The following is a 26,589-nucleotide window of genomic DNA, read 5'->3' as shown; positions in this document are numbered from 1 at the left end:
CCAAAGAGCTCTTTCCTGCATGTCATCGGCCGCACCCCACCCTTCCCTGATCCAGGCATTGCGGACCGAAACCGCCACCCTGCACATTGCCTTGGAGAAACGCCTGCCGTTTTTCTCCGAGCGCCTGGATCTCGCGCTGTATCGGCGCTTGATGGCGGCCTACTACGGTTTTTACCAGCCGCTGGAGCAACGGCTTCATGTGCTTGCGCTGATACCGACCGGGCTGGACCAATCCCTGCGTGTCAAGCTCCCGGTGCTGCGGGCGGACCTCACGGCGCTGGGCCTGGATGACGCCGCAATCGACGCCCTGCCGACTTGCCAGGCGCTTCCCCGGATCGACTCGCGCGCCGCGGCGCTGGGTGTTTCCTATGTGCTGGAAGGCGCGACCCTTGGCGGGCAGATTCTGCGGCGCCGGGTGGCTGAGCAGCTGGGGCTCGATGCTTCCAGCGGCGCGGCGTTTCTCAACGTTTATGGTGAGTTCACCGGCCGACGCTGGAAGGACTTCCTCCAATACCTGGACGACAGGAACCTTGGCCAAGCCCAAACGCTCGAAGTCACAAACGCTGCCAAGGCGACGTTTACCTATTTTGAACACTGGCTGGACAGCCAGGAGGTCCTGTTATGAACCCGGATAACCAAGAAGCCTTCGAAGAACTGTTGGCCAATTGCGCAGACGAACCGATTCGCTTCCCCGGGGCCATCCAGCCTCATGGCGTTCTGCTGATGCTGTCTGAGCCTGACTTTGTGATCCGCCAGGTCAGCGCCAACGTGCTGCAACTGATGGGCCACGACCCCGACCGGCTGCTGGGCAAGACCCTGGACGCCCTGTTCGGGCTGGAGCAGGCCGAAGCCATTCTTGTCGCCTGCCGTGCCGCTCCTGAAAGCGACAACGTGCCCGTGGCTATCGTCGTGAACCAGTTGCGCTTCGACGCCCTGGTGCATCGCCATCAAGGCGCCCTGATCGTCGAGCTGGAACAGCACCTGAGCGACTACCGCCCCGAAGGCGTCAGCGGCGAGGCCAACATGGGCCGCATGCTGCAACGCCTGCAAAGTGCGAAGACCCTTCAGGCCCTGTACGAAATCAGCGTGCGGGAAATCCAGGCGATGACCGGTTACGACCGCGTATTGATCTATCGCTTCGAAGAAGAAGGCCACGGCCAGGTGATCGCCGAAGCCAGCGCGCCGTCGATGGAGCTCTACAAAGGCCTGTTCTTCCCGGCCTCGGACATTCCCGAGCAGGCTCGCGAGCTGTACCGCACCAACTGGTTGCGCATCATCCCCCACGCCGACTATGCGCCGGTTCCTTTGGTCCCCGAGTTACGACCCGATACCGGGGCGCCCCTGGACCTGAGCTTCGCCACGCTGCGCAGCGTCTCGCCGATCCACCGCCAATACATGAAGAACATGGGTGTGCTGTCGTCCATGAGCATCTCGCTGATGGAGGGCGAGCGCTTGTGGGGGCTGATCAGTTGCGGCAACCGCGAGCCGCTGCTGGTCCCCCATGAAATGCGCATGGCCTGCCAGACCATCGGCCAAGTGCTGTCGTTGCAGATCAGTGCCATGGAAGCCCTGGAACTGACGCGCCAACGAGATGCCAAGCTTGCGAACCTGAAGGTGCTCGCCGCCGCCATGGCCGAGTCCACCCATAACGTGTTTGACGGCTTGTCCCACGAGCCGCAACGGCTGATGGGCCTGGCCGACGCCTGCGGCGTGGCGATTCTGGAGGACAACAAGCTGCACCGCCAAGGCCAATGCCCGGAACCGGAGCAGATCCGCGAATTGCACAAATGGATCCTGGAAACCGGCCAGCCGGTGTTCGCCCACCACAACCTGGGCAGCGTTTTCGCGCCGGCCCAGGCTTACCAGGAGGTGGCCAGCGGCGTACTGGCGATCCACCTGCCCAAGCCGGTGGAAAATGGCGTGCTGTGGTTCCGCCCCGAGGTGAAGCAAACCCTCCAGTGGAGCGGCGATCCGCAAAAGCCCCTGGACCTGGAGAACAGCGAGACCGGCCTGCGCCTGCGGCCCCGGACGTCTTTCGAAATCTGGAAAGTCGAAATGGCCGGCATCAGCACCAAATGGAGCCATGGCGACCTGTTCGCGGCCAATGACCTGCGGCGCTCGGCCCTGGAGAACGACCTGGCCCGCCAAGTCCACAAGGAGCGCCTGGCCGTGCAGGCTCGCGACGAGCTGGTGGCGGTGGTCTCCCATGACCTGCGCAGCCCCATGACGGTCATTTCCATGCTCTGCGGCATGATGCAAAAGGCCTTCAGCTCCGATGGCTCCCACAGCTCCAAGCGCATTTCCTCGGCCATCGACACCATGCAACAAGCCACCAGCCGTATGAACGCGCTGCTGGAAGACTTGCTCGACACCTCGAAGATCGACGCCGGACGCTACACCATCAATCCCCAGCCGATCGCCGTCAGCCAGATCTTCGAAGACGCCTTCTCGCTGTTGTCGCCGCTGGCTATCGCCAAGGCCATCGACATGTCCTTCCAGGCCGAACCCAACCTGAAGATCAACGCCGATCCCGAGCGCCTGTTCCAGGTGCTGTCGAACCTGATCGGCAACGCCATCAAGTTCACGCCGCAGAAAGGCCGCGTGGGCATCAGCGCGATGTCGGTAGGCAATGAGATCGTGTTCAGTGTTCGCGACACCGGCGAAGGCATTACCGCAGAGCAGTTGCCTCACGTGTTCGACCGCTACTGGACAATCAAGGAGGGCAACCCGAACGGCACCGGCTTGGGGCTGTACATCTCCAGGGGGATTGTCCAGGCCCATGGCGGTAAACTGCACGCCGAAAGCCAGCCAGGCAAAGGCAGCGAGTTCACCTTTACCGTGCCAAAAATCGACTGAGCCGGGCATATCCCCTGACTAATTGGAAACCGAAAGCCCAATGGCCTCACTGAACAAGCAGCAAAAACGCGCCAAGCGCGCCAAGGACAAAGCCAAGCAGATCCGCATGAGCGGGCGTAAATCCATCCCGATGTATGGCGACCCCGCCTACGCCACCGCTCAACCGCCGGTGTATGTGCTGGAGCTGTTCGCCAAGCTGCGCGAAGCCGAGGCCGTCAGCCGTGCCGAACTGCTCGACACGCTGCTTTCCTCCCTGAGCGGGATGATCAGCGAACGTCCAGGCCTGCTCGACCTGAAAAATGCCGAAAACGAAAGCATGGCGGCCACCAACCTGGCCGCCGACATGCTGGTGGACTACCGCATGTGGGCCGACGACATGGACCGTGAAGCGGCGCAACGCTGGCTCAGCACCCCGGAGTTCATCAAGGACTTCAGCGAGGCGCTGGATCGGTATCGCCAGTCGATGGAAGAACCCGCCAGCGAATAAACCGGCCGGCTATTCGTCACCGTGGTATATCCCATTGACATATCCCTCCATTATCCTATGCTTCAACTGCATCCAATGGAGGACGGCACATGGAACAAACCACCCTTTTCATGAGCAACCGCAGCCAAGCGGTCCGGCTACCCAAGGCAGTGGCGATGCCAAGCGACGTAAAGCGTGTAGACGTGATCGCCATAGGCAGAACGCGCATTATCACGCCGGCTGGCGAAGCCTGGGATAGCTGGTTCGATGGCGATAACGCCACGGCAGACTTCATGGCAGAGCGTGAACAGCCTGCCGATCAGGAGCGTGAGTCTTTCTGATGATCAAGTTCATGCTCGATACCAACGTCTGTATTTTCACCATCAAGAACAAGCCCCAGATCGTCAGAGAAGCTTTCAATCGTCATCACGGCCAGCTCTGCATCAGCGCCGTCACACTGATGGAGTTGATCTACGGCGCAGAAAAGTCATCCGCCCCAGAGAAAAATCTCGGCGTCATCGAAGGGTTCTGTGCCCGACTTGAGGTTTTACCTTTCGGTTATGACGCCGCAGCCCATACCGGCATGATCCGGGCAGAGCTGGCAAAGATTGGCAGGCCAATCGGCCCCTACGACCAGATGATTGCCGGCCATGCCCGCTCCCTCGGGTTGATCGTAGTCACCAATAATCTGAAAGAATTCGAAAGAGTCCCCGGACTGCGCATCGAGGATTGGACAGGGATGTAACTTCGGTTGCCTGAAGTTAAAAAGCTCCATCAAAACTCCTGTTCAGGAAACAGCGGAACATTGGCTTCACAGCCCTGAAGTACAGGCGGATTTCGAAACAGCACGCGCCAGCTTCAGAGAGGTCCTCAAAATATTGTGGGATCTTGAGGACGCTCCCGAATAACCCGAAGTTACTTCTGATTGCGGTAACGCTCATCCGATTAACCCTTCCAACCCCTGTCCAAAGCTGGCACCATCGCGCCTTTTTTTACGCGACTCCCCCGGGATTTTTAGCGGTAGACACGGTTCAAACGGCCGTTCGGTTGTTGATGGCGCGACAGTCTGCTGCGGCGATGCGACAACCTGCCGCACATCACCGATTTACCCCCCGTAGCGCTGTTGGCGACCATTCGGACGCATGCTAGCTTGGCCGCCTCGCCACGGAAGGCAGCCAACAGCAAGGGAGCACACACCATGAGGACCGCACATGGCCCAGGCCACGCCCGCGCTTGAAATCCGCAACCTGCATAAACGCTACGGACAGTTAGAGGTGCTCAAAGGCGTCTCGCTGACCGCCCGCGACGGCGATGTGATCTCGATCCTGGGTTCCTCCGGTTCCGGCAAGTCGACATTCCTGCGTTGCATCAACCTGCTGGAAAACCCCAACCAGGGTGAAATCCTGGTGGCCGGCGAAGCGCTCAAGCTCAAGGCCGCGAAAAACGGCGAGTTGGTGGCCGCCGACGGCAAACAGATCAACCGCATGCGCAGTGAGATTGGTTTTGTGTTTCAAAACTTTAATCTCTGGCCGCACATGAGCATCCTCGACAACATCATCGAAGCCCCACGCCGGGTGCTCGGCCAGAGCAAGGCCGAGGCCATCGAAGTCGCCGAAGCCTTGTTGGCCAAGGTCGGCATTGCCGACAAGCGCCACGCCTACCCCGCCGAACTCTCCGGCGGCCAGCAACAGCGCGCCGCCATCGCCCGCACGCTGGCGATGCAACCCAAGGTGATTCTGTTCGACGAGCCGACCTCCGCCCTTGACCCGGAAATGGTCCAGGAAGTACTTAGTGTGATCCGCGCCCTGGCCGAAGAAGGCCGCACCATGCTGCTGGTGACCCACGAAATGGGTTTCGCCCGCCAGGTCTCCAGCGAAGTGGTGTTCCTTCATCAGGGCCTGGTCGAGGAGCAAGGATCGCCACAGCAGGTCTTCGAAAACCCGCTTTCGGCGCGCTGCAAACAATTCATGTCCAGCAACCGCTAACGGAGCAGTACATATGCAGATCTACAAGAAATTCCTTTTGGCCGCTGCCGCCAGCCTGGTGCTCTCGGCCAATGCCATGGCGGCCGAAAAGCTGAAGATGGGCATCGAAGCGGCCTACCCGCCGTTCAACAACAAGGACGCCAGCGGCCAGGTCGTGGGCTTCGACAAGGACATCGGCGACGCCCTGTGCGCCAAGATGAAAGTCGAGTGCGAAGTGGTCACCTCCGATTGGGACGGCATCATCCCGGCCTTGAACGCCAAGAAGTTCGACTTCCTGATCTCCTCGCTGTCGATCACCGAGGAACGCAAGCAGGCGGTGGACTTCACCGACCCGTACTACTCCAACAAGCTGCAGTTCATCGCGCCGAAAAACGTCGACTTCAAAACCGATAAGGACTCGCTCAAAGGCAAGGTCATCGGTGCACAACGGGCGACCCTGGCCGGCACCTGGCTGGAAGACGAACTGGGCAGCGACATCACCGCCAAGCTCTACGACACCCAGGAAAACGCCTACCTGGACCTGACCTCCGGCCGCGTCGATGCGATCCTGGCAGACAAGTACGTCAACTATGACTGGCTGAAAACCGACGCCGGCCGCGCCTACGAATTCAAGGGCGACCCGGTGGTGGAAAGCGACAAGATCGGCATCGCCGTGCGCAAGGGTGACGACGAGCTGCGCAACAAGCTGAACGCCGCGCTCAAGGAAATCGTCGCCGACGGCACCTACAAGAAAATCAACGACAAGTACTTCCCGTTCAACATCTATTGATGCTGACGTGCGTGGCCGACGCTGCGGCACCGCAGCGCCGGCCCTTTGCAAAGCCTGCCGCGATATGAACACACACCCATGATGATCGACCTCTACGGATTCGGCCCGGCGCTCGCCGCCGGCGCGCTGATGACCGTCAAACTGGCACTCTCGGCCTTGTGCCTGGGGCTGGTGCTGGGCCTGCTCGGCGCCTTGGCCAAGACCTCGCCGTACAAGCCGCTGCAATGGCTTGGCGGCACTTACTCGACACTGGTCCGCGGTATTCCGGAATTGCTCTGGGTGCTGCTGATCTACTTCGGCACCGTCAACCTGATGCGTGCACTGGGCGAGTACCTGGGCAATCCCGACCTGGCCCTCGACGCCTTCGCCGCCGGCGTCATCGCCCTGGGCCTGTGCTTTGGCGCCTATGCGACGGAAGTGTTTCGCGGGGCGATCCTGGCGATTCCCAAGGGGCATCGTGAAGCCGGCGTCGCCCTGGGCCTGTCGAAATGGCGGATCTTCACCCGGTTGATCATGCCGCAGATGTGGCGCATCGCCCTGCCGGGCCTGGGCAACCTGTTCATGATCCTGATGAAGGACACCGCGCTGGTCTCGGTGATCGGGCTGGAAGAAATCATGCGTCACGCACAGATCGGCGTGACCGTATCCAAGCAGCCATTCACCTTCTACATGGTGGCCGCGTTCATGTACCTGGGCCTGACCGTACTCGCCATGACCGGCATGCACCTGCTGGAACGACGCGCCGCGCGCGGCTTTATCAGGAGCACCCAATGAACTGGGAAGTCATCATCAAGTGGCTGCCAAAACTGGCCCAGGGCGCGACGCTGACCCTGGAACTGGTGGCCATCGCCGTGATCGCCGGGCTGTTGCTGGCCATTCCGCTGGGGATCGCCCGCTCTTCACGCCTGTGGTACGTGCGGGCGTTACCCTACGCCTACATCTTCTTTTTCCGTGGCACGCCGTTATTGGTCCAGTTGTTCCTGGTGTATTACGGCCTGGCGCAGTTCGATGCCGTGCGCAGCAGCGCGTTGTGGCCGTACCTGCGCGATCCGTTCTGGTGCGCGACGGTAACCATGACCCTGCACACCGCCGCCTACATCGCCGAGATCCTGCGTGGCGCGATCCAGGCCATTCCGCGTGGCGAGGTCGAAGCCGCCCGGGCCCTGGGCATGTCGCGGCCCAAGGCGCTGTTCTACATCATGCTGCCCCGTGCCGCGCGCATCGGCCTGCCGGCCTACAGCAACGAAGTGATCCTGATGCTCAAGGCCAGCGCCCTGGCCAGCACCGTGACCCTGCTGGAACTCACCGGCATGGCCCGTACCATCATTGCCCGGACTTACCTGCCGGTGGAGATCTTCTTCGCGGCCGGCATGTTCTACCTGTTGATGGCGTTCCTGCTGGTGCAAGGCTTCAAGCAGCTGGAGCGCTGGTTACGCGTCGATGCCTGCCAAGGACGCTGACGGCGGCGTGCTGACGGGCGAAGCGCTGCTCGCCCGTTTCACGGCGCTGGATGGGTTTCTCACCGCACACCAGGCCTTGTGGAAACCGCGGCCGTTCACCCATCTGCAGCTCCCCTGGGAAACGTCTTACCCACAGATGGCCCATTGGCTACGCCAGCGCTCCTTGGAAGCCGCCGAACACGACCATCACCAGCCCTGGCTGATCGAGCACGCGCCGGCTCCCTTTGCGGAACTGGCGGCCGCTTCCCGCACCTTGAGTTCAGTTGCCCCCCTGCCCGCACGAACGCTGGACGCACCAGCCCATCGCCTCAATGTCGAGGTGCCCGGGCGTAAATGGCAGCAGATCGAAGCCTTCGCCAGCCGCCTGCGCTTTGCCAGCGAACCCAGCCATTGGCTGGACTGGTGCGCCGGCAAAGGCCATCTCGGCCGCCGCCTGCTGCACGGCGAGCAACGCCTGACCTGCCTGGAATACGACCCCACGCTGGTCGATAGCGGCCAGCAGTTGAGCCAGCGTCACCACTTGCCTGCCATGCACCTGCGCCAAGACGTGCTAGCGGCAGACGCCGCCCAGGCAATCGCCCCTGAACACACACCGGTGGCCCTGCATGCCTGCGGCGACCTGCATGTGCGCTTGCTCCACTTGGCCAGCGCGGCCGGGTGTGCGCAGCTGGCCATCGCCCCGTGTTGCTACAACCGCATCAGCGCCGAGCACTATCAGCCGCTGTCCGACGCGGCCAAGAGTTCCGCCCTACAGCTTTCTCTCGACGATCTCGGCCTGCCGCTGACCGAAACCGTGACCGCTGGCGCCCGGGTGCGAAGGCAACGAGACCAGTCCATGGCCCGCCGCCTGGGCTTCGACCTGCTGCAACGGCAAATCCGAGGGTGCGACGACTACCTGCCAACCCCGTCCTTGCCCAGCGCCTGGCTGGAAAAATCCTTCGCCCAGTACTGCATCGATCTGGCGGCCCTCAAAGACCTATCCACAGTCGGCAGGCCCGATTGGGCCGCACTGGAAGCCGCGGGCCAGCAACGCCTGGCCGAAGTGCGCAACCTGGAACTGGTGCGTGGTCTTTTCCGACGCCCGCTGGAGCTTTGGCTGGTACTGGACCGGGCACTTTTCCTCAGCCACAAAGGCTACACCGTGCGCCTCGGCACCTTCTGCGAAACACCCCTGACGCCGCGAAACCTGATGCTGCTGGCAGAGCGTCATTAAATCCCTCGCAGCCTGTGGATAACTCTGTTGATGGAATCTGCCTGGATCCAACGGAACCGCGATTTGTTGACCGAATTCACTGTGTTCATTTTTTGTTCACATGGATAAAAAACCATGAAAACAGCTATTTGCGACCCAATGAGAACGTGTTCACAAAATGGCAAGGTTCAAGCGGCTGCATCCATCCCGTTGTGCATAAGCATCTAAGCAAAACGACATAACCGCCGAATTCAGTGCTGCCTTACAGCACTCATTGCACCCGGCCTGGCGGTGCTATACAACAACCGAACGTATCCTGATTGACACCCCGCCGACACATTCAAGGATTGGTCGTGACGTTCATTTCCTACGCACAAAACTTCGAAGACATACGCCTGTGGCGCGCCCTTCAACAGGTGGAGAACGGCTTTTACCTCGACGTCGGCGCCAACCATCCGACCGATGATTCCGTTACCCGGGCTTTCTACGACCACGGCTGGCAGGGTATCAACATCGAACCGGTGCAGGCCTACTACGCCGCGCTCTGCCAGGAGCGTCCCCGAGACATCAACCTGCAATGCGTGGCCGGCGACAACGCCGACAGCCTGACCTTCTACACCATCGCCGACACCGGGCTGTCCACCGTCGAACCCAACGTCGCCCAACAGCACCGCGACGCCGGCATGGACGTGCGCACCCAAACCGTCCAATCCCGCACCCTGGCCTCGATCTGCGAAGAGCATGTGCAGGACCGCCCCATCCACTTCTTGAAAATCGACGTGGAAGGCCACGAAGAAACCGTGCTGCGCGGCATGGACTTCAGCCGCTGGCGCCCCTGGATCATCCTCATCGAAACCCCATGGGCCCGCGACCAGGCCTGGGAAGCCCTGGTGACCGGCGCCGGCTACCAGTCCATCCTGTTCGACGGCATCAACACCTACTACCTCGCCGAAGAACACCTGGCCCTCAAGCCGGCCTTCGACATCCCACCCTGCAACCTCGACGGCTTCCAACTGCGCAAAGGCCACCCCTTCAGCCACCCCCTGGACGACACCGACGCCCAACTGACCGCCGCCCTGCAACGCGCCGAACAGGCCGAGGCCCAACTCCACGCCATCCAAAACAGCCGTACCTGGCGAGCCTTGCAGAAACTGCGCAACGTGCTGCACCGCACCTGAGCCAACCTCGCGCAAAAATAGTCAGAATTCAGGGGTTTACAGAACGCGCCCAACCGCTATAATCGTCGCCCACACGCCGGTATAGCTCAGTTGGTAGAGCAACTGACTTGTAATCAGTAGGTCCCGGGTTCGATTCCTGGTGCCGGCACCATCCAAGGTTCCAGAGAAGGCTTTCAAAATCTCTGAACCCCCCGAAAAACCCGCCTTCTGGCGGGTTTTTTCGTTTTGGCGTTCCGTCGGATTCCGTCAAAATCTGTTGGAAACCGACCGTTTTAGGGATAGATATAGGGGTAAGGTCATTCGATAAAGGGAGGAGTACCCTTATGTCGCGCACCACTGCCCCACTCTCCGATTCGGCTTGCCGCGCAGCCAAGCCCACCGACCGCGCCTACAAGCTTTTCGACGGCGACGGTCTCTACCTCCTAGTCCAACCCAATGGCCGTAAAGGCTGGCGTCTCAGGTATGTCAAACCTGATGGACGCGAAGGACTGACTTCGTTCGGCAACTACCCCGTGGTCGGTCTCGCCGATGCGCGCCATAAGCGCCTGGAGGTGAAGCGGATGCTAGCGGAAGGCATCGACCCAATAGAGTCCAAACACCAAGCTAAGACGCAGGCCGCAATCCAAGGCAGAACCTTTGAAAGCGCGGCCCTAGACTGGCACAAAGCGATGTCTGCCAAATGGGCACCGGGCCATGCCAAGACGGTTCTGAGCCGCCTCAAAACCCATGTCTTTCCACTGATCGGTGCTCGCTCCATTGTCGATTTGGACACCCATGACCTGATGCAACCTCTGGAAGCGATCCAGGAGCGCGGCACAATTGACGTAGCTTTAAGGGTACAAAACTACCTGCAAAGCATCATGCGCGAGGCGAAGCGTGCTCGACAGATCGCGGCAAACCCTGCCTCCGACCTTGAAGGTTTGATCAAAGCCCCGAGGGTTGTTCACCGCCCAGCGTTACCCTTATCGCGTCTGCCTGAATTGCAGGAGCGCATTGAGGGTTATAACGGCCGCGTACTTACCCGGCTGACGGCCATGCTCTCGCTGCATGTGTTTGTCCGCTCCAGTGAACTGCGCTTTGCCCGTTGGAACGAATTCGACCTCAAGCGCGGCACCTGGGAGATTCCCGACACCCGTCCCGCGTTGGACGGCGTCCCCTTTTCCACAAGGGGTACAAAAATGGCCGGGGATATCCATCTTGTACCCTTATCGCCGCAAGCCGTGGCCCTGCTCGAACAGATCCACGTCCTCACCGGTAAATTCGACCTGGTGTTTGCAGGCGATACCAAGCCCTGGAAACCCATGTCTGAAAACACGGTGAACAGCGCGCTTCGAAAGATGGGCTACGACACCAAAACCGAAATCTGCGGCCATGGCTTTCGTTCGATGGCCTGCAGCGCACTGATCGAGTCAGGATTGTGGTCGGGGACAGCCATTGAACGGCAGATGAGCCACAAGGAGCGCAACAACGTCCGCGCCGCTTACATCCACAAGGCCGAGTTCATTGAGGAGCGCAGACTGATCATGAACTGGTGGAGCCGGTATCTGGAGGCCAACCGGCAGGAGCATGTCACTCCGCACGAATTTGCGAACCAGACCGGCACAAATGTCACTCGGCTGAGGACAAAACTTGGCGCAACAGACTAAGCGCTCGGCTCCGGTCCACAACTCCGCACAAGGAATATGGGGTTTTATTGATTACCGCTTCAAGACCTTTGGCGACTGGCTTCATTCGCCCCTAGCCGGTCGAAGTGAAGCCAACGTACGCATCCCCACAACATAGGCCGGATCGTGCACGTCGTCCCGCCTTATCACTTGAGCAGAATTGCTTACTGTCCGGCATTCAAAGTTACTGCTGCGACCGCTGCGGCGAAGGTATCAGGGCCACATGCCTCCAGAATGTGAAGAGGTATTCCGAGTTCATTGCACACTAACTCCGCCTGAGCGCGCTCCGCGGCCAAGAACTTGATAGTGTGGTCAATATCCACTTCCCGGCTATCACGTTCTCGTATGCGAGTCGCAATTGTATTAGCGTCCGTTTCCAGCAGCAAAACGCCATCGAGACGAAGAGCCTTGAAGACGTCCGCGGCCAAAGGTGAGAACTCACCCTGAGCATCCAGCAACACAAAATGCCCGTCCAGCAGTAACCGAGTGCCAGCCTCATTGTGACGAGTGACAGCATTCGCCAGTGCTATCTGATTGGCGTCCACATCACCGACCCGTTTATCCGTCCCCCAGTCAGGTAACGCGCGCTCCTCCTTGATCAGCTTACTGGCTGAGGTTTGCGTTAGACCTAAAGCCTTAGGAAGTTGAGAAGCTAGGAAAGTCTTACCAACACCGTGTACACCTGCGACGAATATGTTCATACAGATCCCTCCGATGGAAACATGGCGCGCATTACGCGTGGAAAATCGTTTGGACCTAGATAGAGAAAGGACTGAGGTGGTGTGAAGTTCGCGAAAAGATCCTTTGGATCGACCTGAACTTCGGCGATCTTTATGCGCTGGATCATCACACCGAACGCAGTCTTCTTTCCTTTGACATAAGCCTTGAGTTCGTCATAGGTCACGCCGCCCCCGTTGGCATCCGCCACGGTCCAGAGACTCTCGAAATCACACTCCTCGACCCGGTCGATAAAGGCTACCCCTACCAACCTCTGCTTTGGTGCTGACGAATACAACACCATGACGCCAATATCGTTGGACGGCCAGCTGCGACGCAACTCAACACGCTTTGTTCCTGCAAGGATCAGGTCAGCGTATTTGGGCTTAATCGAAAGCAGAACCGCCCTACCGCTGGGTTGCTCGAATGATTCGGGAAAAAGACTCATCAGTTATTTTCGTGATCGATTGAATAGGCCCTCTGACAATCCGCAAGCGCTTAAGGTGCGCATAATCAAGGGGGGGCTCGAAGTGGCATATCAAACGGAACAGCATCACCTTGGTCTCAGCCCTGGCCATTTCCACTATTTGCTGGTCAGAGTACACGGTTCTACGGCTCACGATCTGAGCGATCTCGTCGGCGGCTTCTGACCACTCATATCGCTCAACAACACCCAGCGTCGTCAACGCGCGCATGTCGCCACTGCGATAGAACATTACGACATCGCCCGGACGCGGCTGTTTGCTGGGAGTATGGCAAAGGTAAGCGAGTTTGATCGCATTGCTGACATGCCTTTGCGGATGGTTATCAGGCAATGCATGCCCTGGACGCTGATAGTCCGGGAACAAAATGTCATGGTACTGAGGCTGAATTGGCACTATAAATTTATGGACATCATCACCGCCCATGTAATGCGGATAATAGAGCTGGACGTACTGGAACGCGTCCATCTGTAGCGGAGGCGGGGCGACAGGATGCGCTTTTACGTAAACTGCGTCCCCTTGGTATAGCCCCTCGTAGCGAAAACCGAAGTCTTCAATCAAAGTGATCAGTTGCGATTGCTGGACGTTGTTAGCGTGCAGGAAAATCGACTCACATTGGTGGTTTGTCGCGTACTTAAAGGCAGCCCGGAGAAACAGCTCTCCGAGTTTCCTTCCCCGAACGGTTTCTCCGACCTTGAACGTACAGAGCTTCAATGCCCTGCCGACAAGCACCTCACCATCGTCCGTTACAGCCTGGTCGGCCTGAACAGCGTAAATACAGATAGCCGCTATAGCCTGATGAGCGTCTTCACGATAGACCCAAGCTCGACGCCCCTCCATGGCCTTACGACGAAACCAATCGTTAAAACCATCGTAGCCCGCACGGATACTGTCGAAGAATGGCCCAGCCAGTTGGTGGGTCAACGTATGGGTTTCAACGTCTTCAATGTGTGGGAGTCGCACCTCACCAGGCTCATGGAGCCGGCGCAGCCAGTCGTCGGCAGTCTGAATGAAGTACACGCGGCTACTCAGTCCGCGTGCCCGCGCCTTACGGTGCAACCCCTGATCCTCGGTCACCAAAACGTGCGCAGCATCATTCTCTAACGCGTAGAGAATTTCATTGTCACAAGCGTCGTTTACCGAAGTTTCTGGCGAGTTCCATGGACAAGCCGGCCCAGCCTGCAGTTGAGTGTATTGACCGAGCCTGGCCAGGGTACGCTCGCGCCGAGCCTCATCAGTGTCACGCCTGATGTCCGCGGCTGACGCAGGGTGGTAAAGCAGTTGGTAGCCGTGCGCACTGCACAACCTCACGAAGTTTGTAAGGCTGGGCTGCAGTACCACCATGGAGTCCTGAAGCGGGATCAGGATGTTGGTGTCTAACAAGAAACGAAGACGCAATGCCAAGGATCCCTCCAGGTGGCGCGGTCTAATGCACGACATTAGCTGTCGAACACGAGGTTACGCCCGTTGACTACTCTCGCCACTCAACCCAAGACATTGCTGATGGACTGATGTTATTTAGCCACGGAGTCTAGGCAGACAGCCGGTAAACCGCAACGCACATCGCTGCCGAGCCCTGAATAGAGAAAATACAAGCAGCCGATCAGATGGGGCGGGATAACACAGCGTTCGAAATCTAGATGATCCGCTTGTCCACGCGGGTCCATCCAAACAGGGCTGCAAAGCCGCCCTGCTTGGATGGACCTCACTTAAAAAATCTAAAGCCCATGCAACTGTCTGTGGAAAACCACAGATTTCCACCGGTGGATAAATTCATCCACAGCCGCAGAATTCCCGAGAACTCGAGCCTTGACCCGAATTATCCACAGGCGTAGAAAAGATCGGGCAAAGCGCTGTCGTTGACAGCAACCCCAGGTAGCCAGAACCTTTAAGGCTACGCCACACCGTGGTGGTTCTCCCAAAGTGCGATTAGCATCCGGTGGCTCGCACGGTCACAGTGATGTGATGGATGCCTACTTTTATCAGTGTGCCCACTGTGGCAACTCATCCCCTTTCATAGCTGCCCTGCAGCAACCTATCCGCTTGGCCATTTCATTGGGCCAACCTGCGCCCGTCTCTTTCTCCCGGAAAGAGACGGGCGCTCCAACCGCTGCTGCAGCCCAACTCGTACAAGGCTTTGCGGCATTCCCCCTCGTGACAATCGGCGTGACAAACACCGAAGTCACCAGCAACAGCGATGCAGATGATGGTGCCGCAGCCCACGGAATGGACTGCACCTGACTGACAGTCAGGCATGCCCCGGTCATCGCTTTACTGCCTTCACCCGACTCAGGATCTCGCAGCATTGGTCTCGTCAGCCAGCGCAGCCTCCACCCGCCCACTTCTGCGGAAGTGTTCAGGAGGCCAGATCATGAGATGCCCAAGCTCCCGGTCGTAAAGAGCCGTCAGTCCCGCGTTAGTGGACAACCCTCACAGGTCGCAGGGACCTTGATCCCTGATAACACTCAACATTCTTGGCGGGATGACGTGGGGAAAGTTTTAAAAGTTTTGGCCTCAAGAGGAGTTTGATCATGGCATTGGTAGGTAGGCGGGATGGGCGCAATTTTGGCTATGGCCGGCAACTGAGCTATGCCGGGCCGCAGGCATTGCGCGACCTATTTGGCGGCGGGCATTACGGCACGGTCAGAGCACACAGTGACCGCTGGCAGGCGTTTGTGCGCTGGTGTCACTCGGAGGATGGGCCGGGGTTTAACGATGCGCGGCAGATTAATTGGCAGACCTTGCTGGACTACGCCGGACATCTACGCAAACAAGTTGAACAAGGTGAGCTGGCCATCGCCACTGCGCAAAACCGGTTGTCCAGTGTGAATCGCACCATGGCCGCGCTTCGCGGTGATCAGTATGTGAAAGTGCAGAGCCCGAGTAAGGCGCTGGGAATGCAGCGCACAACCGTCCGCACAGCAGCCCCGCAAGGCCAGGATCGTGAACAAGTTAAGCGGATCGTCGAGGCGCTTTACGAACACCAACTGCCGCGCGCGGCTGCAATCGTGCAGTTGGCCCGAGCTACCGGCATGCGCTTACGCGAGGCGATTTTAGCCGACCTTCCTCGGCTGCAACGGGAAGCCGAGCAACTCGGGAGAATCAACATCCAAGACGGCACCAAAGGTGGCCGCTCGGGGTCCTCGGCCCCTCGATGGATAACGGTAGACGATCACATCCGCGACGCACTGGTATTCGCCCTTCAAGTCTCGCCTGACGGTAGCCGCAACCTGCTTGCAGCGAATGAACGCTACCTCGATTTCCAACAAGTAATCGTTCGCCCCGCACGGGAGATTCTCCACACGCACAACCTCAAGGGTTTCCACGAATTGCGGGCGACCTATGCGTGCGAACGCTATGAGCAAATCACCCAGCATCTTGCGCCCATCAACGGCGGCAGTTGCTACCCGCTCGACAGACACCTCGATCAGGAGGCCCGAGCACAAATCAGCTATGAGCTGGGGCACGGTCGTATCGATGTAGTTTCGGCTTACATCGGGGCCCGAGCATGAGTAAGGCATTCGATATGGAGCTGTTTCTGGCCGGCGTCCTGAGTGGATCTCATACCACACGCCAACGCCACCTGCGTCAGGCGAAGGCTATCCAATCAGCAATCGCTGAACGCTGGCAGCGAGATAATCCATGGGCATGGCAGCAAAAGCATCTTGACTGGTTTCTAAATCAGCACGTCAACCATCACGCGGAATCGACACGCTATTACTATCAACTGACCATGAACTTGCTCGCTCTTCGCTTAGGGAAACCCTGGCAGTTCAGGCGTTAGGAGAACTTAGCTATCAACCTAGAGCGGGCATCCGAGGTGAGTGTGGGAAGGTCCAGCGCCGGAGCTACCCAGAGAGAGCGTATTGCAATCAGTCGGTGAGCTGCCTGAACTCGACCACGGCGTCTAAGAATGCGAACTCTACGAAACCTCGGCGCGTGGACATGCGGCTAGTGAGCGCTGAGGAAAATACAAGAGAGTCTAGTCATCAGATGGTTAGGGGATTCTTCTCTATGAAATCTGATCAATCTGTCTTAGAATCAGAACAGATTTGTTTTTTTTTGAGGCAGTTGTGACCGGCGCAATCTCCTTCACAGTCAAGGACATCTGCCAAGCACTGGGCGGGATTTGCCGTTCGCGCGTGCATGCCTGGACTCGGCTGCCGCCATTTTCGTTGATCGAAACATCCGAAAGAAGTGCCCGTCGATTCAATGTAGCCGACCTTCTAACCATGGCGACATTGCAAAAGTTAGAAGATATTTACGGAATCAAAAGCCGTGAGTTGTCTAAACTCTCTGCTGGCATTCACAGGTATTTGATTGAGCCCAAAGTAATCGGCACGGACGATCTGGTCTTCATCAGACTCAAAGATGGTTCGGTATGTAGCCTGCCCTCTACCACGATTAGCGAACCTGGCTTGGTCCTCGACCTAGCTGAAGAGCGTGAACGGATCAGTGTCTTTCTCGGAGTTGCCCCCCCACAGCGTCAACTGGCATTGGTCGGTAGCATGTCGGCCAAAATCCGATGAGCACTTCCGAGCGCTTGGTCGAATTTGGCGCTAGAACTGCCGACTGCGTTGAGCTTTCTCAGGTAGATGATCCTCGTGTACTGCGCTATGTCGATCTTGTACGTCACGGCGGCATGCCGATGGTCGATACTATCGTCGAGGAACAGTCGCAACCTCTTCTGTATGTAATTGACGCAACTCGTCTGTCCGGCCCTCGCAAGTCCATTGGAAAAATTGCTGAGCTTCGCCGAAAGCTGGCAATGCGTGGCGACCCTGCCTGGCTTGGCATCCTGTCTCCTGGCAGACTGGATATTTATTCGACCGATCTACGACCAACACCTGACCTTGAGCCGACCATCTTCTGCGTCGAACAACCAGAATCCATCAGCGTGCTACCAAGGCTTGCGCAAGGCGAGGACCTAGCGACGCCCTCCCGCATTCTCTTGCGAGACGTGCTGTTTGGGCTTATGACAGACGCAGGACAAGAGCTAAAAGACCTCGGCCTTACAACTGATGAAAGCATTGCGCTAACTGGACGGGCTCTTTTTTTCCGTTACCTCATGGGAAGGAAAATCATTGATGAGCGCCATTTACCTCATATATCTCTGAACGCTCGGACCCTAGAGGCATGTTTCAGTAGTGCGGAGAGTCTCGCTGAGACAAATGCGTGGCTAGATCGGACATTCAACGGCGATATTCTGAAGCTCCCTACCCGTAACTACCCTGAGTACTTCAGAGATCTAATACAGCGACTCGGTAATAGGACTGTTCGCCCCCTTGAGGCAATCCTAGGGCTAGACCTACCTATCGGACCTGGAGCCTCTCAAATACCGTTAAATTGGGGGGATCTGGATTTCGATCACGTTCCTGTAGGACTACTCAGCGAAACCTACGAAGAACTGATGTACCGCTTCGATGCTGAGGCTAGACGCAATACAAGTGTGTACTACACACCGTCCCACATCGCCGAGTACATGGTCACGGAAGCTCTATACGGCCATAGCAAAGGATCTCATGCACGAGTTCTGGATCCTGCATGTGGAGCTGGTGTTTTCCTAGTAGCGGCTTTCCGTCAACTAGCTGAAAAGCGTTTTGCTGAGACAGGCTCGCGCCCAGACCGCCGTGTGCTGAGGGAAATACTTAACAACCAGTTAGTCGGATTCGACATAAATACCCACGCGAGAACCCTCGCTGCCCTAGCTCTTTATCTAACTGCACTCGAGCTCGATCCCGCCCCTACTCCAGTAGAAGCACTAACCTTTGAGAAACTAGAGGGCCGGGTTCTAATTGATGTCGCCGATCCAGAGGCTGACACTGTAACCATAAGGCCGATGGCTGGTAGTCTTGGGAAACATGTACCAGAAATTTACCGGGGTGCATTTGACCTTGTCGTTGGCAACCCGCCTTGGACTAGCCTTACGCCTGCTTACAAAGAAGTTGATCATATCTTCACCGAGCGCTGCCGAGAGATTGCTCTGCGTCGTGGGTTAGTTGACATTGCTCAAAAATATCGGAACCCAGATCGTGTCCCCGACCTCCCCTTCGTTTGGGGAGCAATGGACTGGGCTAAACCCGGGGGTCGGATAGCCCTTGCCCTAGCAGGACGCTGGCTCTTCAAGATGTCCCCGGCAGGCTTCGCCGCTCGCAAGGCCATTTTCAATTCTCTGGCTGTCACAGGAATACTTAACGGTGCATCCCTTCGACAAAGTAGAGTTTGGCCAAACGTAGATCAGCCCTTTTGCCTATTATTTGCGGATAATCGGCTGGCCGAAATAGACGACCAGTTTATTTTAGTTAGCCCAGATGAGGACCCTGAGCTCAATGCAAAAGGGCGTATGCGTATTGATGCAAATGATGCGGAACCTGTTTCGCTGAGCTTGGCTGCTGAACAGCCTGACCTCATCAAAACTCTATACCGTGGATCAACACTGGATGTCTCTATCATCCGGCGCATACGCGAATATACAAAAATCACTATCGGAGAATATTGGAGTTCCGAATGCGGCCTATACTCCAGTCAGGGCTACCAGGTTGCTAGCCGCTCAAACGATGACGCCTTCCTAAAGGATCTTCCTAACATAGGCGCACATTATTCAAGACACCCTTTTGTTGTTAAAACACTGGAACTGCCTTCCTATCAACCCAGCGGGTTGCATCGGCCTCGTCAGCCCGAAATTTATCGCGCACCACTCGTACTGGTCCGAGAGGGCAATCGAGCAGACCGATCGCGGGGGCGAGCATTAATATCTGACACAGACCTCGCCTACTCAGAGTCCTATTATGGCTTCTCGGCCGCCGGTCATGAACAAGGCGAATTTCTGACTCAATATCTCTTGGTTTTGATTCATAGCCAAGTTTTTGAATACTTCACCCTGATGGCGAGCGGGAAATTTGGCCTGGAACGAGAGGCCCTCCAAGTTCGAGACGTGGAGGAGTTTCCATTTGTCCCTCCAGAAAATTTGTCCCAAGCTGTACGTGCTTCGATTGAGAGCGCTGCCTCTAATTTGACTATTGATCAGCCAAATTGGGACGAACTCGATAAAGCTGTGCTAACGCTATACGGACTTGGGACACGTGATGCCGAGGTGATCAGAGACACTTTGTCCACACGATCTCCATTCCCAATTTCAAAGAAAATTGCTCTCACTCCAGCCTCTGCTGAGCAGGGAAAACTTTTTTGCACTCGAGTAGAGAATGAGTTGGCCAATGTGCTAGGAACCAACGATAAAAAAGTCAGCGTAAAACTTCTACCAAATAAAACAAAGCTCCCTTGGAAGTTTATAGCAATTTCTCTATGTGAAGAAAGTTTGCCCACCCTGCCATCAGATTGGATAGATCAAGCAGATAATCTCGCAGTCAGCCGATTGACAATCATTGACGAGCAAAAGGCCTCAATAACTATTGGCTTATTAGATAGATATCGCTACTGGACCCAGACTCAAGCTCGCCTTCTTGCTTCCGATATTATTTGGCAACACGGAGCATTGCTGGAGGAGCGATCCAAGCGATGAGCGGCCTGATGACCCGTGCCAGGTGCAGAGCACCTGCAGACCAATTGCCAAAAGCAATTCCGACAGCACTCATAGTCGTTGTCCAGAATGCGATATCTTTAGCATGGCAGTATCTTCTAGACGAAGTCCGAGAGGGTAACTTCTCAATTTGTCATTCCACCGAAGATGAAATCACCGAAAAGCTATATATGATCCTCGGTGAATTAGATGCCGCAGACGATGATGCGATTCCCGGACTATCTCTACTTCAAACCCCAGTTCGAGAGGGCAACATCCGGAGTTTTGATGGCGAGCACTTGGACAAGCAACCTGACCTTACATTTCGCCCCATCAAGGGTCAGATCCCCTCCAATAACTCTGTCCCAACTGCAATTTTCATAGAGTGCAAGCCTGTCGATTCTACCCACCCAGTACCAAGTACGTACTGCCGAGCCGGACTCATCCGCTTCGTAAATGGTGACTATGCATGGGCTGTTAACCGCGCAATGATGGTTGGTTACGTACGCAACATATGCGTTTTACCAGACGGACTTGCTGCTGCTCTGGCAGATCCAGCACTCAGTAGTGAGCTTGGTTCAAGTGGCAAGCTTGCCCCCCTGCCAAACAGCGCATTGGGGGATATTGTCTGTCAGTCAACTCATAAGCGGGCCTTCGTATTGCCAGGTACAAGCAGCGCAGCCGGTGAAATTCACATCAATCACCTATGGCTCCATCCTGAAGAGCCATGTGAAAGCTCCAGGTGCAGAGTAGTATTAAGCCACTCAAAAGCGCTAACTGCAGATGTATCGACAAGCTGAACCTCACAGCTCTCCTGTCCAGTTGTTAAACCTTCTATATTGAAGGTCATATTGTAACTGCTCCATGCCCCAATACTCAAAGCCACCATCTGACGAAAGCGCCGTAACTATGCTGCCTTGCAACTCAGACCTAAATTCGTTTTAACCATTGATTTATGAGCTCGCATTCAAAATGCCGCCTGCATCGGAGCCACGCCCATTCTGTCCGTCAACACTTTTTGCTACACCGTCAGCTATAAACACTAAGTCAAATTTTTTGATTTATAAACTGACGCACTTCAATTCTAGATAGCCCATCTCTTAGCCCATGCGCCCTTATCGGCATTTCAAATCAAAAGGGTAGAAATAGGGATAAGAGGATAGCCATATTATATAAAATTATGTATAAATCAATTCACTAGGATCTGCTTCGACTCCTGGTGCCGCACCATACAAAACAAAGCCCCCGCAGAAATGCGGGGCTTTGTTGTTTCCGGGGTACCCACTTTTCGCCTACACCCTGAAAACCTGTAGGAGCGAGCTTGCTCGCGATGAGGCCGCCAATTCCACCGACGATCTGCCAGTCAGAACAGCGCAGCCCTTTCTACCTCACCACCACGCTCCTCCACCAATGCCTGGCAATCTTTACGCGGCCCAAAGGCCATAACGCCCGTAAAGACAAACATCCGACCATCCCACACCAAATCGGGCGCCGGTGAATTGAAGGGCAGGTCCGTTGGCGCAACGACAACAGTCCCGCCAACCTTCGAGTTCTCAATATCCACGCCAGAAAAACTACGCAGGATATTAAGCAGCTCAAGAGCCTCGTCCGGGTCCAGGGCATCGTCTTGAAGCATGGATGCCAAACGCGAATACAGCAGATTGATCACCGGGTCATTCAGGTGGACGAGGTTGCTCTCCAACCATCGCTTAAGAAAAATCGCTTCGCCGGTGTTCACGACACCGTCCGCCGTAATCCCAGCCGCCAGCCCCACCAAGGCATCGGCGGCGCGCCGATCAATGCGTGAGCGGTGGAAGAATTTGCTGTTTTCGAATTCGTTGTGTAGGTCCATTACAGGAGGGCACTCCTTGGGGTGGGGTTCGGGTTGATACGAACACTGCTGGCTAAGTGGATGCTGTATTGAAACGTAGCATTTCCGAGCACGAGTCATCTTTTTTGGGTCAAGAAAATAAATTCGTCCTCTTTTTCAGCATCCCTCAGGGACTGGCCCCCCATTTGATGAGGGCCAGTGAGGCTCAGACAGAGGCGGCCACAGGTGCCAGGGTCGGGCCGTGGTCTACACGCTCGGGAGCCTTGTGCACCATGGTGTAGGCATAGTCCACGCCCATGCCGTAAGCACCGGAGTGCTCCTTCACCAGATTCATGACGGCGTCGTAGGTGTCGCGGTTGTTCCAGTCACGCTGCCACTCCAGCAGCACCTGCTGCCAGGTGACCGGCACCACGCCGGCCTGAATCATGCGCTGCATGGCGTAATCGTGAGCCTCCTTCGTTGTGCCACCGGAAGCATCGGCGACCATGTAGATCTCGTAGCCGGCATCGTGCATGGCGGAAAGTGCAAATGTGGTATTGCACACTTCAGTCCAAAGGCCAGAGACGATGATTTTATTGCGGCCATTGGCTTTCAGAGCGTCACGTACTTTCTGGTCGTCCCACGAGTTCATCGAGGTGCGCTCCAGCAGAGGCGCGTCAGGAAACACAGCGAGTAATTCAGGATATGTGTGGCCGGAGAAGCTATTGGTTTCGACGGTGGTGATAGTGGTTGGCACGTTGAAAATTTTTGCGGCCTTCGCCAAAGCGACCGTGTTGTTCTTCAGCGTCTGGCGGTCGATGCTTTGCACACCGAAGGCCATCTGCGGCTGCTGATCAATGAAAATCAGTTGGCTGTTTTGAGGGGTCAGGACTTCGGTTTTTGGATTGTTCATGGTGGTTCCCTTTAGTGAAATGATGGTCTTTTAATCTCTTTGCGGGCCGGCCAATCTTTTGTCCGCTGAAAATCACGGAAGGTTTTTGGCGGTAGGTGCGGCACCGATTTCGAGTTCAAGGTAACCGATCGCTCACGATTTTAGGGGCGTATTAATGCGTCTCCAGAGGCGCATTAATGCGCCCTTATAAAATCATTTGCGGTGCTAGTCTCTGGCTTCCCACAACTTGGACTGCCGCTGTGCGAGCAGTCTGTTCTACGCCAGGAGAATGCAATGTCAGCTTCGCAACCGTTCGGAAAGAAAACCGCTTACTGGGGGGTCGCATGGGAAGAAAGCTATGGCTACCCGCAGGCCAGACAAGTCGGGAACGACATCTATATATCCGGCCAATTCAACCATGATGAAGAAGGCAACCTGGTAGCTCCTGCCCCACTCGATAGCGAAGGCAAGCCCAGTGATTTCTCTTCGATGGGAGAGCAAATGCGCGCTTCATACGACAACATCTCCAAGTTGCTTGCACTGTATGGTGCAACGCTTGAAGACGTGGTCGAAGAGACGCTTTATGTGCTGGACATGGACGCGGCGTTTGCCGTGGTAGGCAATGTTCGCAAGGCTGCGTTTGGCACCGAGCGGCCCCAGTGCGCGAGCAACATAATCGGCGTATCGAGGCTCGCACAGCGGTCGCAGTTGATCGAAATTGTCTGCAAGGCGGTCATTGGCTCCGGCACCCGTTAAGACGTGCTCCCGGTTTCGTCTACGAAACCGGGAGAGCTCGCTGGCCTTCGACCAAAGGCTTGAGTTCGGCAACCGCCGCTGCGCAAAACGTCATGAACGCCTTGACTCGCCATGACTTTCGAATGTCCTGGTGAGTCAGCAGCCAAAGGCCATCCTGAAGTTCAGGCACAACCGGGCCGACACGCACCAATCCCGGCGTAATGTCACCCAGCATGCAGGGAAGGAACCCAAAACCAAGTCCCGCTACAATCGCAGCGCTTGCAGCGGCGACGGAGTCGGTACGATACGAAATGCAATCGGGGTGAACTCTGCTATCAACGTAGCTCGTTGCTTTGAGGCCGCATAAAGCTGCCGAGTAAGATACCCACGGCTGGCCTTCCGCGAAAGGTGTCGAGGTCGGTGCGTTTTTATCGCTGCCGTATGGCGCCCAGGCAATAGACGCGAGTTTGCGCCCAACCAGACTTTCAGCTGGTTTATTGGTCGCTCTCACCGCAATATCCGACTCATCGCGGGCAAGACTCAATGTCTGATTGCCTACAAGTACTTCAATCGCTATCCCTTCATTCAGAGCTTTGAATTGCGCAATGATAGGTGTGAGGAAGTACAACAGCAGCGAATCGCTGGTGGTGATGCGCAGTTTTCCGAGTGGCCCCTGACCCGCCCGTGACACACGCCGTGCAACACTAACGATATCCAGTTCGACTCGCTCGGCGAGCTCTCGCAGCTCTACGCCTTCCGCTGTGAGCATGTATCCCGAGCGGCGGTGATCGAAGAGTGCAACTCCAAGTGTTTTCTCAAGCTGGGCCACTCGGCGCGATACCGTGGATATGTTGATCCCCAGTTTTTTGGCAGCATCAGTGCGATTGGCGCATTCACTAAGCGCTTTGATAATGCGCAAGTCGTCCCATGAGAGCTGGGCCACAGCATCACTGAAATCCGATCTGCCCCCCATTTGCACTGCCTGGCGTGATGAACCGATGTTAGGTGGTGTATTCACGCGAGATATTCCAAATAGCATGTTCGCTCATCATACGAAAAGGCTAATGGGGAACAAAGTAATTGGGCTGGGATTCGTTTGGATCGTTCGCAAGCCGTAGCACGCAAGCAACACGTTTCGAAATAACCTAGCGATGACGACTTGCTTTCGGTCATTCAAGAGTGTCCGCTTTTGGCCGATTCTGTTGAAAAAGTCGGTTTTTCAGATCGCCTGAACTCAGGCACGACTACCACTGGAGAACCTACTCACCACATTGAGTGGTTTTTCGGCCCTTCGTTGACCGTTGCCGCTCAGTTAGTGGGTTAGTTTGAGGTTTTTTGCTTAGTGCAGGCGCACCTATCCCGTGACCGGTGGACCTTGAGAGGTAAATTTGGCCAGCCGGCGCAGGTTCTGCACCGCAGCGGCCAGCGTGAACTCATCGGTCGCGCCGCTCATGCCACGTAGTCGCAAGCGGTCCAGTTTCAGGATTCGCTTGAGGTGGGCAAACAACATTTCGACCTTTTTACGTTCGTGGCGAGAGCGCTGATATGCCGGCGTTGCTGCAATGCGCCGCGCCACATCACGAGCGGCCTCATGGACGCTGCGAGCGATCTTGCGGAACGCAGTGTTCGGGCAGCACTTGGCTTTCATCGGACACGTTGCGCAGTCGGTCTGCCGGGATCGGAAGATGATGGTGTTGGCCTTGGTGACGTGTGAACGCTCGTTCTTGAAGGCTCGCCATTCACTGCGCAATGCCTTGCCGGCCGGGCAGCGGTATTCCTCAATCTCTTCATTCCAGTGGAAATCGTTGCTCGAAAAACTGTCGTTCTTGCGCTCGGTTTTGTCCCACACCGGCACGTGAGGTTCGATGTCTTTTTCCTCCACCATCCAGGCCAACATCGGCGCTGTACCGTACGCGGTATCGCCGATGAGGCGTTCCGGCTTGATGTCGAACTGCGCTTCAACGCGATCGATCATCGTCTTGGTGCTCTCGACTTCGGCCGTTCGATGAGCGGGTGTAGGCTCCACATCCACGATGACGCCGTGTTCGGTATCGATCAGATAATTCGTCGAGTAAGCGTAGAACGCGGGGCCGCCTGGAGCAGCGGTCCAGCGAGCCTGTGGATCAGTCAGTGATAAACGCTTCGGTAGCGTTTCGGCCAAAGCCTCTTCATCGAGGGCTTCAAGGTACTCACGCACGGCGCGGGTGCTCAGGGCCGGATCGCTCCAGTTGACCTGTTCATCACCCGGTACGCCGCGCTGCCGACTCGCATCCGCTTTGATGATGCTGGCGTCCACAGCAAATCCTTCGCCTTTGACCAGGCCAGCATCCATGCAACGACGCAGCACCTCGTTGAACAACCAGCGAAACAGATCGCTGTCCCGAAAACGGCCGTGTCGATTTTTGGAAAAGGTCGAGTGATTGGGGACTTCATCTTCAAGGCTCAACCGGCAGAACCAGCGATACGCCAGGTTCAAATGGGCCTCTTCGCACAACCGCCGTTCGGAGCGAATGCCGTAGCAATAGCCCACGATCAGCATGCGGATCATCAGTTCAGGATCAATCGACGGACGCCCGATCGGGCTATAAAAATCGGCGAGGTAATGGCGCAGGTCGTTCAGATCGAGACACTGATCAATGCTGCGCAGAAGGTGATTGGCTGGGATGTGATCTTCAAGGTTGAACGAGTAAAACAGTCGATCCTGCCCACTCGATAACTGTCCCATCATGCTGTGTGCTTCCCTGCTGGCCAATGCAGAGATTTTGCCGCAGGCCATACAGGGGAGCTACTTTTTCAACAAAATCGGCCAGAAGCGGACGTTTAGAAAGCCTTCGGTAATGGGCTGCGAAGACGGGCGCGGACTCACG

Annotated in this window: 25 protein-coding genes and 1 tRNA gene; 19 read left to right on the top strand and 7 right to left on the bottom strand. The window is 56.6% G+C overall.

Going from position 1 to position 26,589, the window contains the following annotated elements; genetic code table 11:
* Positions 1-19: 19 nt before the first annotated feature.
* From V5F23_RS01605 to V5F23_RS01545, 13 genes are all read left to right on the top strand, one after another.
* Positions 20-625 carry a biliverdin-producing heme oxygenase gene (locus V5F23_RS01605; RefSeq protein ID WP_042728145.1) on the top strand — a complete coding sequence of 202 codons (606 nt, stop codon included), beginning with the start codon at positions 20-22 and terminating at the stop codon, positions 623-625.
* Positions 622-2,856, top strand: a complete 2,235-nt coding sequence (locus tag V5F23_RS01600) for an ATP-binding protein (protein ID WP_123579379.1) — start codon at positions 622-624, stop codon at positions 2,854-2,856. Before V5F23_RS01605 ends, V5F23_RS01600 begins: the two co-directional genes overlap by 4 nt.
* A 40-nt stretch (positions 2,857-2,896) precedes the next feature.
* Positions 2,897-3,343, top strand: coding sequence for a hypothetical protein (locus tag V5F23_RS01595; protein ID WP_042728143.1), 447 nt, complete (start codon positions 2,897-2,899; stop codon positions 3,341-3,343).
* A gap of 89 nt (positions 3,344-3,432) precedes the next feature.
* Positions 3,433-3,663 carry a type II toxin-antitoxin system VapB family antitoxin gene (gene vapB, locus V5F23_RS01590; RefSeq protein ID WP_047736177.1) on the top strand — a complete coding sequence of 77 codons (231 nt, stop codon included), beginning with the start codon at positions 3,433-3,435 and terminating at the stop codon, positions 3,661-3,663.
* Entirely contained in the window at positions 3,663-4,067 is a 405-nt protein-coding gene (vapC, locus tag V5F23_RS01585) for a tRNA(fMet)-specific endonuclease VapC (RefSeq protein ID WP_042728141.1), read from the top strand. The genes vapB and vapC overlap by 1 nt, the downstream gene beginning before the upstream one ends.
* 466 nt (positions 4,068-4,533) lie before the next feature.
* Positions 4,534-5,307, top strand: coding sequence for an ABC transporter ATP-binding protein (locus V5F23_RS01580; protein WP_042728139.1), 774 nt, complete (start codon positions 4,534-4,536; stop codon positions 5,305-5,307).
* A gap of 13 nt (positions 5,308-5,320) precedes the next feature.
* Complete coding sequence (locus tag V5F23_RS01575; protein ID WP_042728138.1) at positions 5,321-6,076, top strand: ABC transporter substrate-binding protein; 756 nt, start codon at positions 5,321-5,323, stop codon at positions 6,074-6,076.
* Positions 6,077-6,154: 78 nt separating this feature from the next.
* Positions 6,155-6,850, top strand: a complete 696-nt coding sequence (locus V5F23_RS01570; protein ID WP_123579378.1) for an ABC transporter permease — start codon at positions 6,155-6,157, stop codon at positions 6,848-6,850.
* A complete protein-coding gene (locus tag V5F23_RS01565; RefSeq protein WP_123579377.1) occupies positions 6,847-7,536 on the top strand; it encodes an ABC transporter permease in 690 nt (229 codons plus the stop codon). Before V5F23_RS01570 ends, V5F23_RS01565 begins: the two co-directional genes overlap by 4 nt.
* Positions 7,517-8,749 carry a methyltransferase gene (locus V5F23_RS01560; protein ID WP_338497382.1) on the top strand — a complete coding sequence of 411 codons (1,233 nt, stop codon included), beginning with the start codon at positions 7,517-7,519 and terminating at the stop codon, positions 8,747-8,749. The genes V5F23_RS01565 and V5F23_RS01560 overlap by 20 nt, the downstream gene beginning before the upstream one ends.
* 332 nt (positions 8,750-9,081) lie before the next feature.
* Positions 9,082-9,906, top strand: coding sequence for an FkbM family methyltransferase (locus tag V5F23_RS01555; protein WP_047736180.1), 825 nt, complete (start codon positions 9,082-9,084; stop codon positions 9,904-9,906).
* 75 nt (positions 9,907-9,981) lie between these two features.
* A tRNA-Thr gene (locus V5F23_RS01550) sits at positions 9,982-10,057 on the top strand.
* A gap of 172 nt (positions 10,058-10,229) precedes the next feature.
* Positions 10,230-11,552: an integrase arm-type DNA-binding domain-containing protein gene (locus V5F23_RS01545; RefSeq protein WP_338497379.1), complete on the top strand. Its 1,323-nt coding sequence runs from the start codon at positions 10,230-10,232 to the stop codon at positions 11,550-11,552.
* A gap of 182 nt (positions 11,553-11,734) precedes the next feature.
* On the opposite strand, the gene V5F23_RS01540 is transcribed toward V5F23_RS01545, so the two are convergent.
* The 3 genes from V5F23_RS01540 to V5F23_RS01530 are packed head-to-tail and all read right to left on the bottom strand — an operon-like array spanning position 11,735 to position 14,173.
* Positions 11,735-12,271 (bottom strand): ATP-binding protein, encoded by a 537-nt coding sequence (locus V5F23_RS01540; RefSeq protein WP_338497377.1) that lies wholly within the window; start codon positions 12,269-12,271, stop codon positions 11,735-11,737.
* Positions 12,268-12,735, bottom strand: coding sequence for an ASCH domain-containing protein (locus tag V5F23_RS01535; protein WP_338497374.1), 468 nt, complete (start codon positions 12,733-12,735; stop codon positions 12,268-12,270). The genes V5F23_RS01540 and V5F23_RS01535 overlap by 4 nt, the downstream gene beginning before the upstream one ends.
* Positions 12,695-14,173: a GNAT family N-acetyltransferase gene (locus V5F23_RS01530; RefSeq protein ID WP_338497372.1), complete on the bottom strand. Its 1,479-nt coding sequence runs from the start codon at positions 14,171-14,173 to the stop codon at positions 12,695-12,697. The genes V5F23_RS01535 and V5F23_RS01530 overlap by 41 nt, the downstream gene beginning before the upstream one ends.
* A gap of 1,127 nt (positions 14,174-15,300) precedes the next feature.
* On the opposite strand from V5F23_RS01530, the gene V5F23_RS01525 reads away from it, so the two are divergent.
* The 5 genes from V5F23_RS01525 to V5F23_RS01505 all read left to right on the top strand — a co-directional run bounded on the left by V5F23_RS01525 (position 15,301) and on the right by V5F23_RS01505 (position 21,085).
* Positions 15,301-16,281 carry an integrase domain-containing protein gene (locus tag V5F23_RS01525; RefSeq protein ID WP_338497369.1) on the top strand — a complete coding sequence of 327 codons (981 nt, stop codon included), beginning with the start codon at positions 15,301-15,303 and terminating at the stop codon, positions 16,279-16,281.
* A complete protein-coding gene (locus tag V5F23_RS01520; protein WP_338497367.1) occupies positions 16,278-16,553 on the top strand; it encodes a hypothetical protein in 276 nt (91 codons plus the stop codon). Before V5F23_RS01525 ends, V5F23_RS01520 begins: the two co-directional genes overlap by 4 nt.
* A gap of 289 nt (positions 16,554-16,842) precedes the next feature.
* Positions 16,843-17,298, top strand: coding sequence for a DNA-binding protein (locus tag V5F23_RS01515; protein ID WP_338497364.1), 456 nt, complete (start codon positions 16,843-16,845; stop codon positions 17,296-17,298).
* Positions 17,295-20,288, top strand: coding sequence for an N-6 DNA methylase (locus V5F23_RS01510; RefSeq protein WP_338497363.1), 2,994 nt, complete (start codon positions 17,295-17,297; stop codon positions 20,286-20,288). The genes V5F23_RS01515 and V5F23_RS01510 overlap by 4 nt, the downstream gene beginning before the upstream one ends.
* On the top strand, positions 20,285-21,085 hold the full coding sequence (locus V5F23_RS01505; RefSeq protein ID WP_338497362.1) for a hypothetical protein: 801 nt from the start codon (positions 20,285-20,287) through the stop codon (positions 21,083-21,085). The genes V5F23_RS01510 and V5F23_RS01505 overlap by 4 nt, the downstream gene beginning before the upstream one ends.
* Before the next feature lie 563 nt (positions 21,086-21,648).
* On the opposite strand, the gene V5F23_RS01500 is transcribed toward V5F23_RS01505, so the two are convergent.
* Both V5F23_RS01500 and V5F23_RS01495 read right to left on the bottom strand, forming a co-directional pair.
* Positions 21,649-22,137 carry an NAD-dependent DNA ligase gene (locus V5F23_RS01500; RefSeq protein ID WP_259697625.1) on the bottom strand — a complete coding sequence of 163 codons (489 nt, stop codon included), beginning with the start codon at positions 22,135-22,137 and terminating at the stop codon, positions 21,649-21,651.
* Between the two features lie 184 nt (positions 22,138-22,321).
* Positions 22,322-23,008 (bottom strand): hydrolase, encoded by a 687-nt coding sequence (locus V5F23_RS01495; RefSeq protein WP_042730239.1) that lies wholly within the window; start codon positions 23,006-23,008, stop codon positions 22,322-22,324.
* 273 nt (positions 23,009-23,281) lie between these two features.
* Between V5F23_RS01495 and V5F23_RS01490 the strand changes: the two genes are divergently transcribed.
* The gene (locus tag V5F23_RS01490; protein ID WP_047736185.1) at positions 23,282-23,743 is read left to right on the top strand and encodes a Rid family hydrolase; all 462 of its coding nucleotides are present in this window, start codon (positions 23,282-23,284) and stop codon (positions 23,741-23,743) included.
* 19 nt (positions 23,744-23,762) lie between these two features.
* Here the strand turns inward: V5F23_RS01490 and V5F23_RS01485 are convergent, their stop codons facing one another.
* Together V5F23_RS01485 and V5F23_RS01480 are read right to left on the bottom strand one after the other, a co-directional pair.
* Positions 23,763-24,695: a LysR family transcriptional regulator gene (locus V5F23_RS01485; protein ID WP_123578535.1), complete on the bottom strand. Its 933-nt coding sequence runs from the start codon at positions 24,693-24,695 to the stop codon at positions 23,763-23,765.
* Between the two features lie 381 nt (positions 24,696-25,076).
* The gene (locus tag V5F23_RS01480) at positions 25,077-26,450 is read right to left on the bottom strand and encodes a transposase (protein WP_123578534.1); all 1,374 of its coding nucleotides are present in this window, start codon (positions 26,448-26,450) and stop codon (positions 25,077-25,079) included.
* Positions 26,451-26,589 lie beyond the last annotated feature (139 nt).

Origin of the sequence: Pseudomonas sp. WP18 (genome assembly GCF_036689585.1) — a bacterium.
Classification (GTDB): Bacteria; Pseudomonadota; Gammaproteobacteria; order Pseudomonadales; family Pseudomonadaceae; genus Aquipseudomonas; species Aquipseudomonas chlororaphis_E.
The sequence above is the reverse complement of the archived record's forward strand: the minus strand, read 5'-3'. Positions and strand labels throughout refer to the sequence as shown.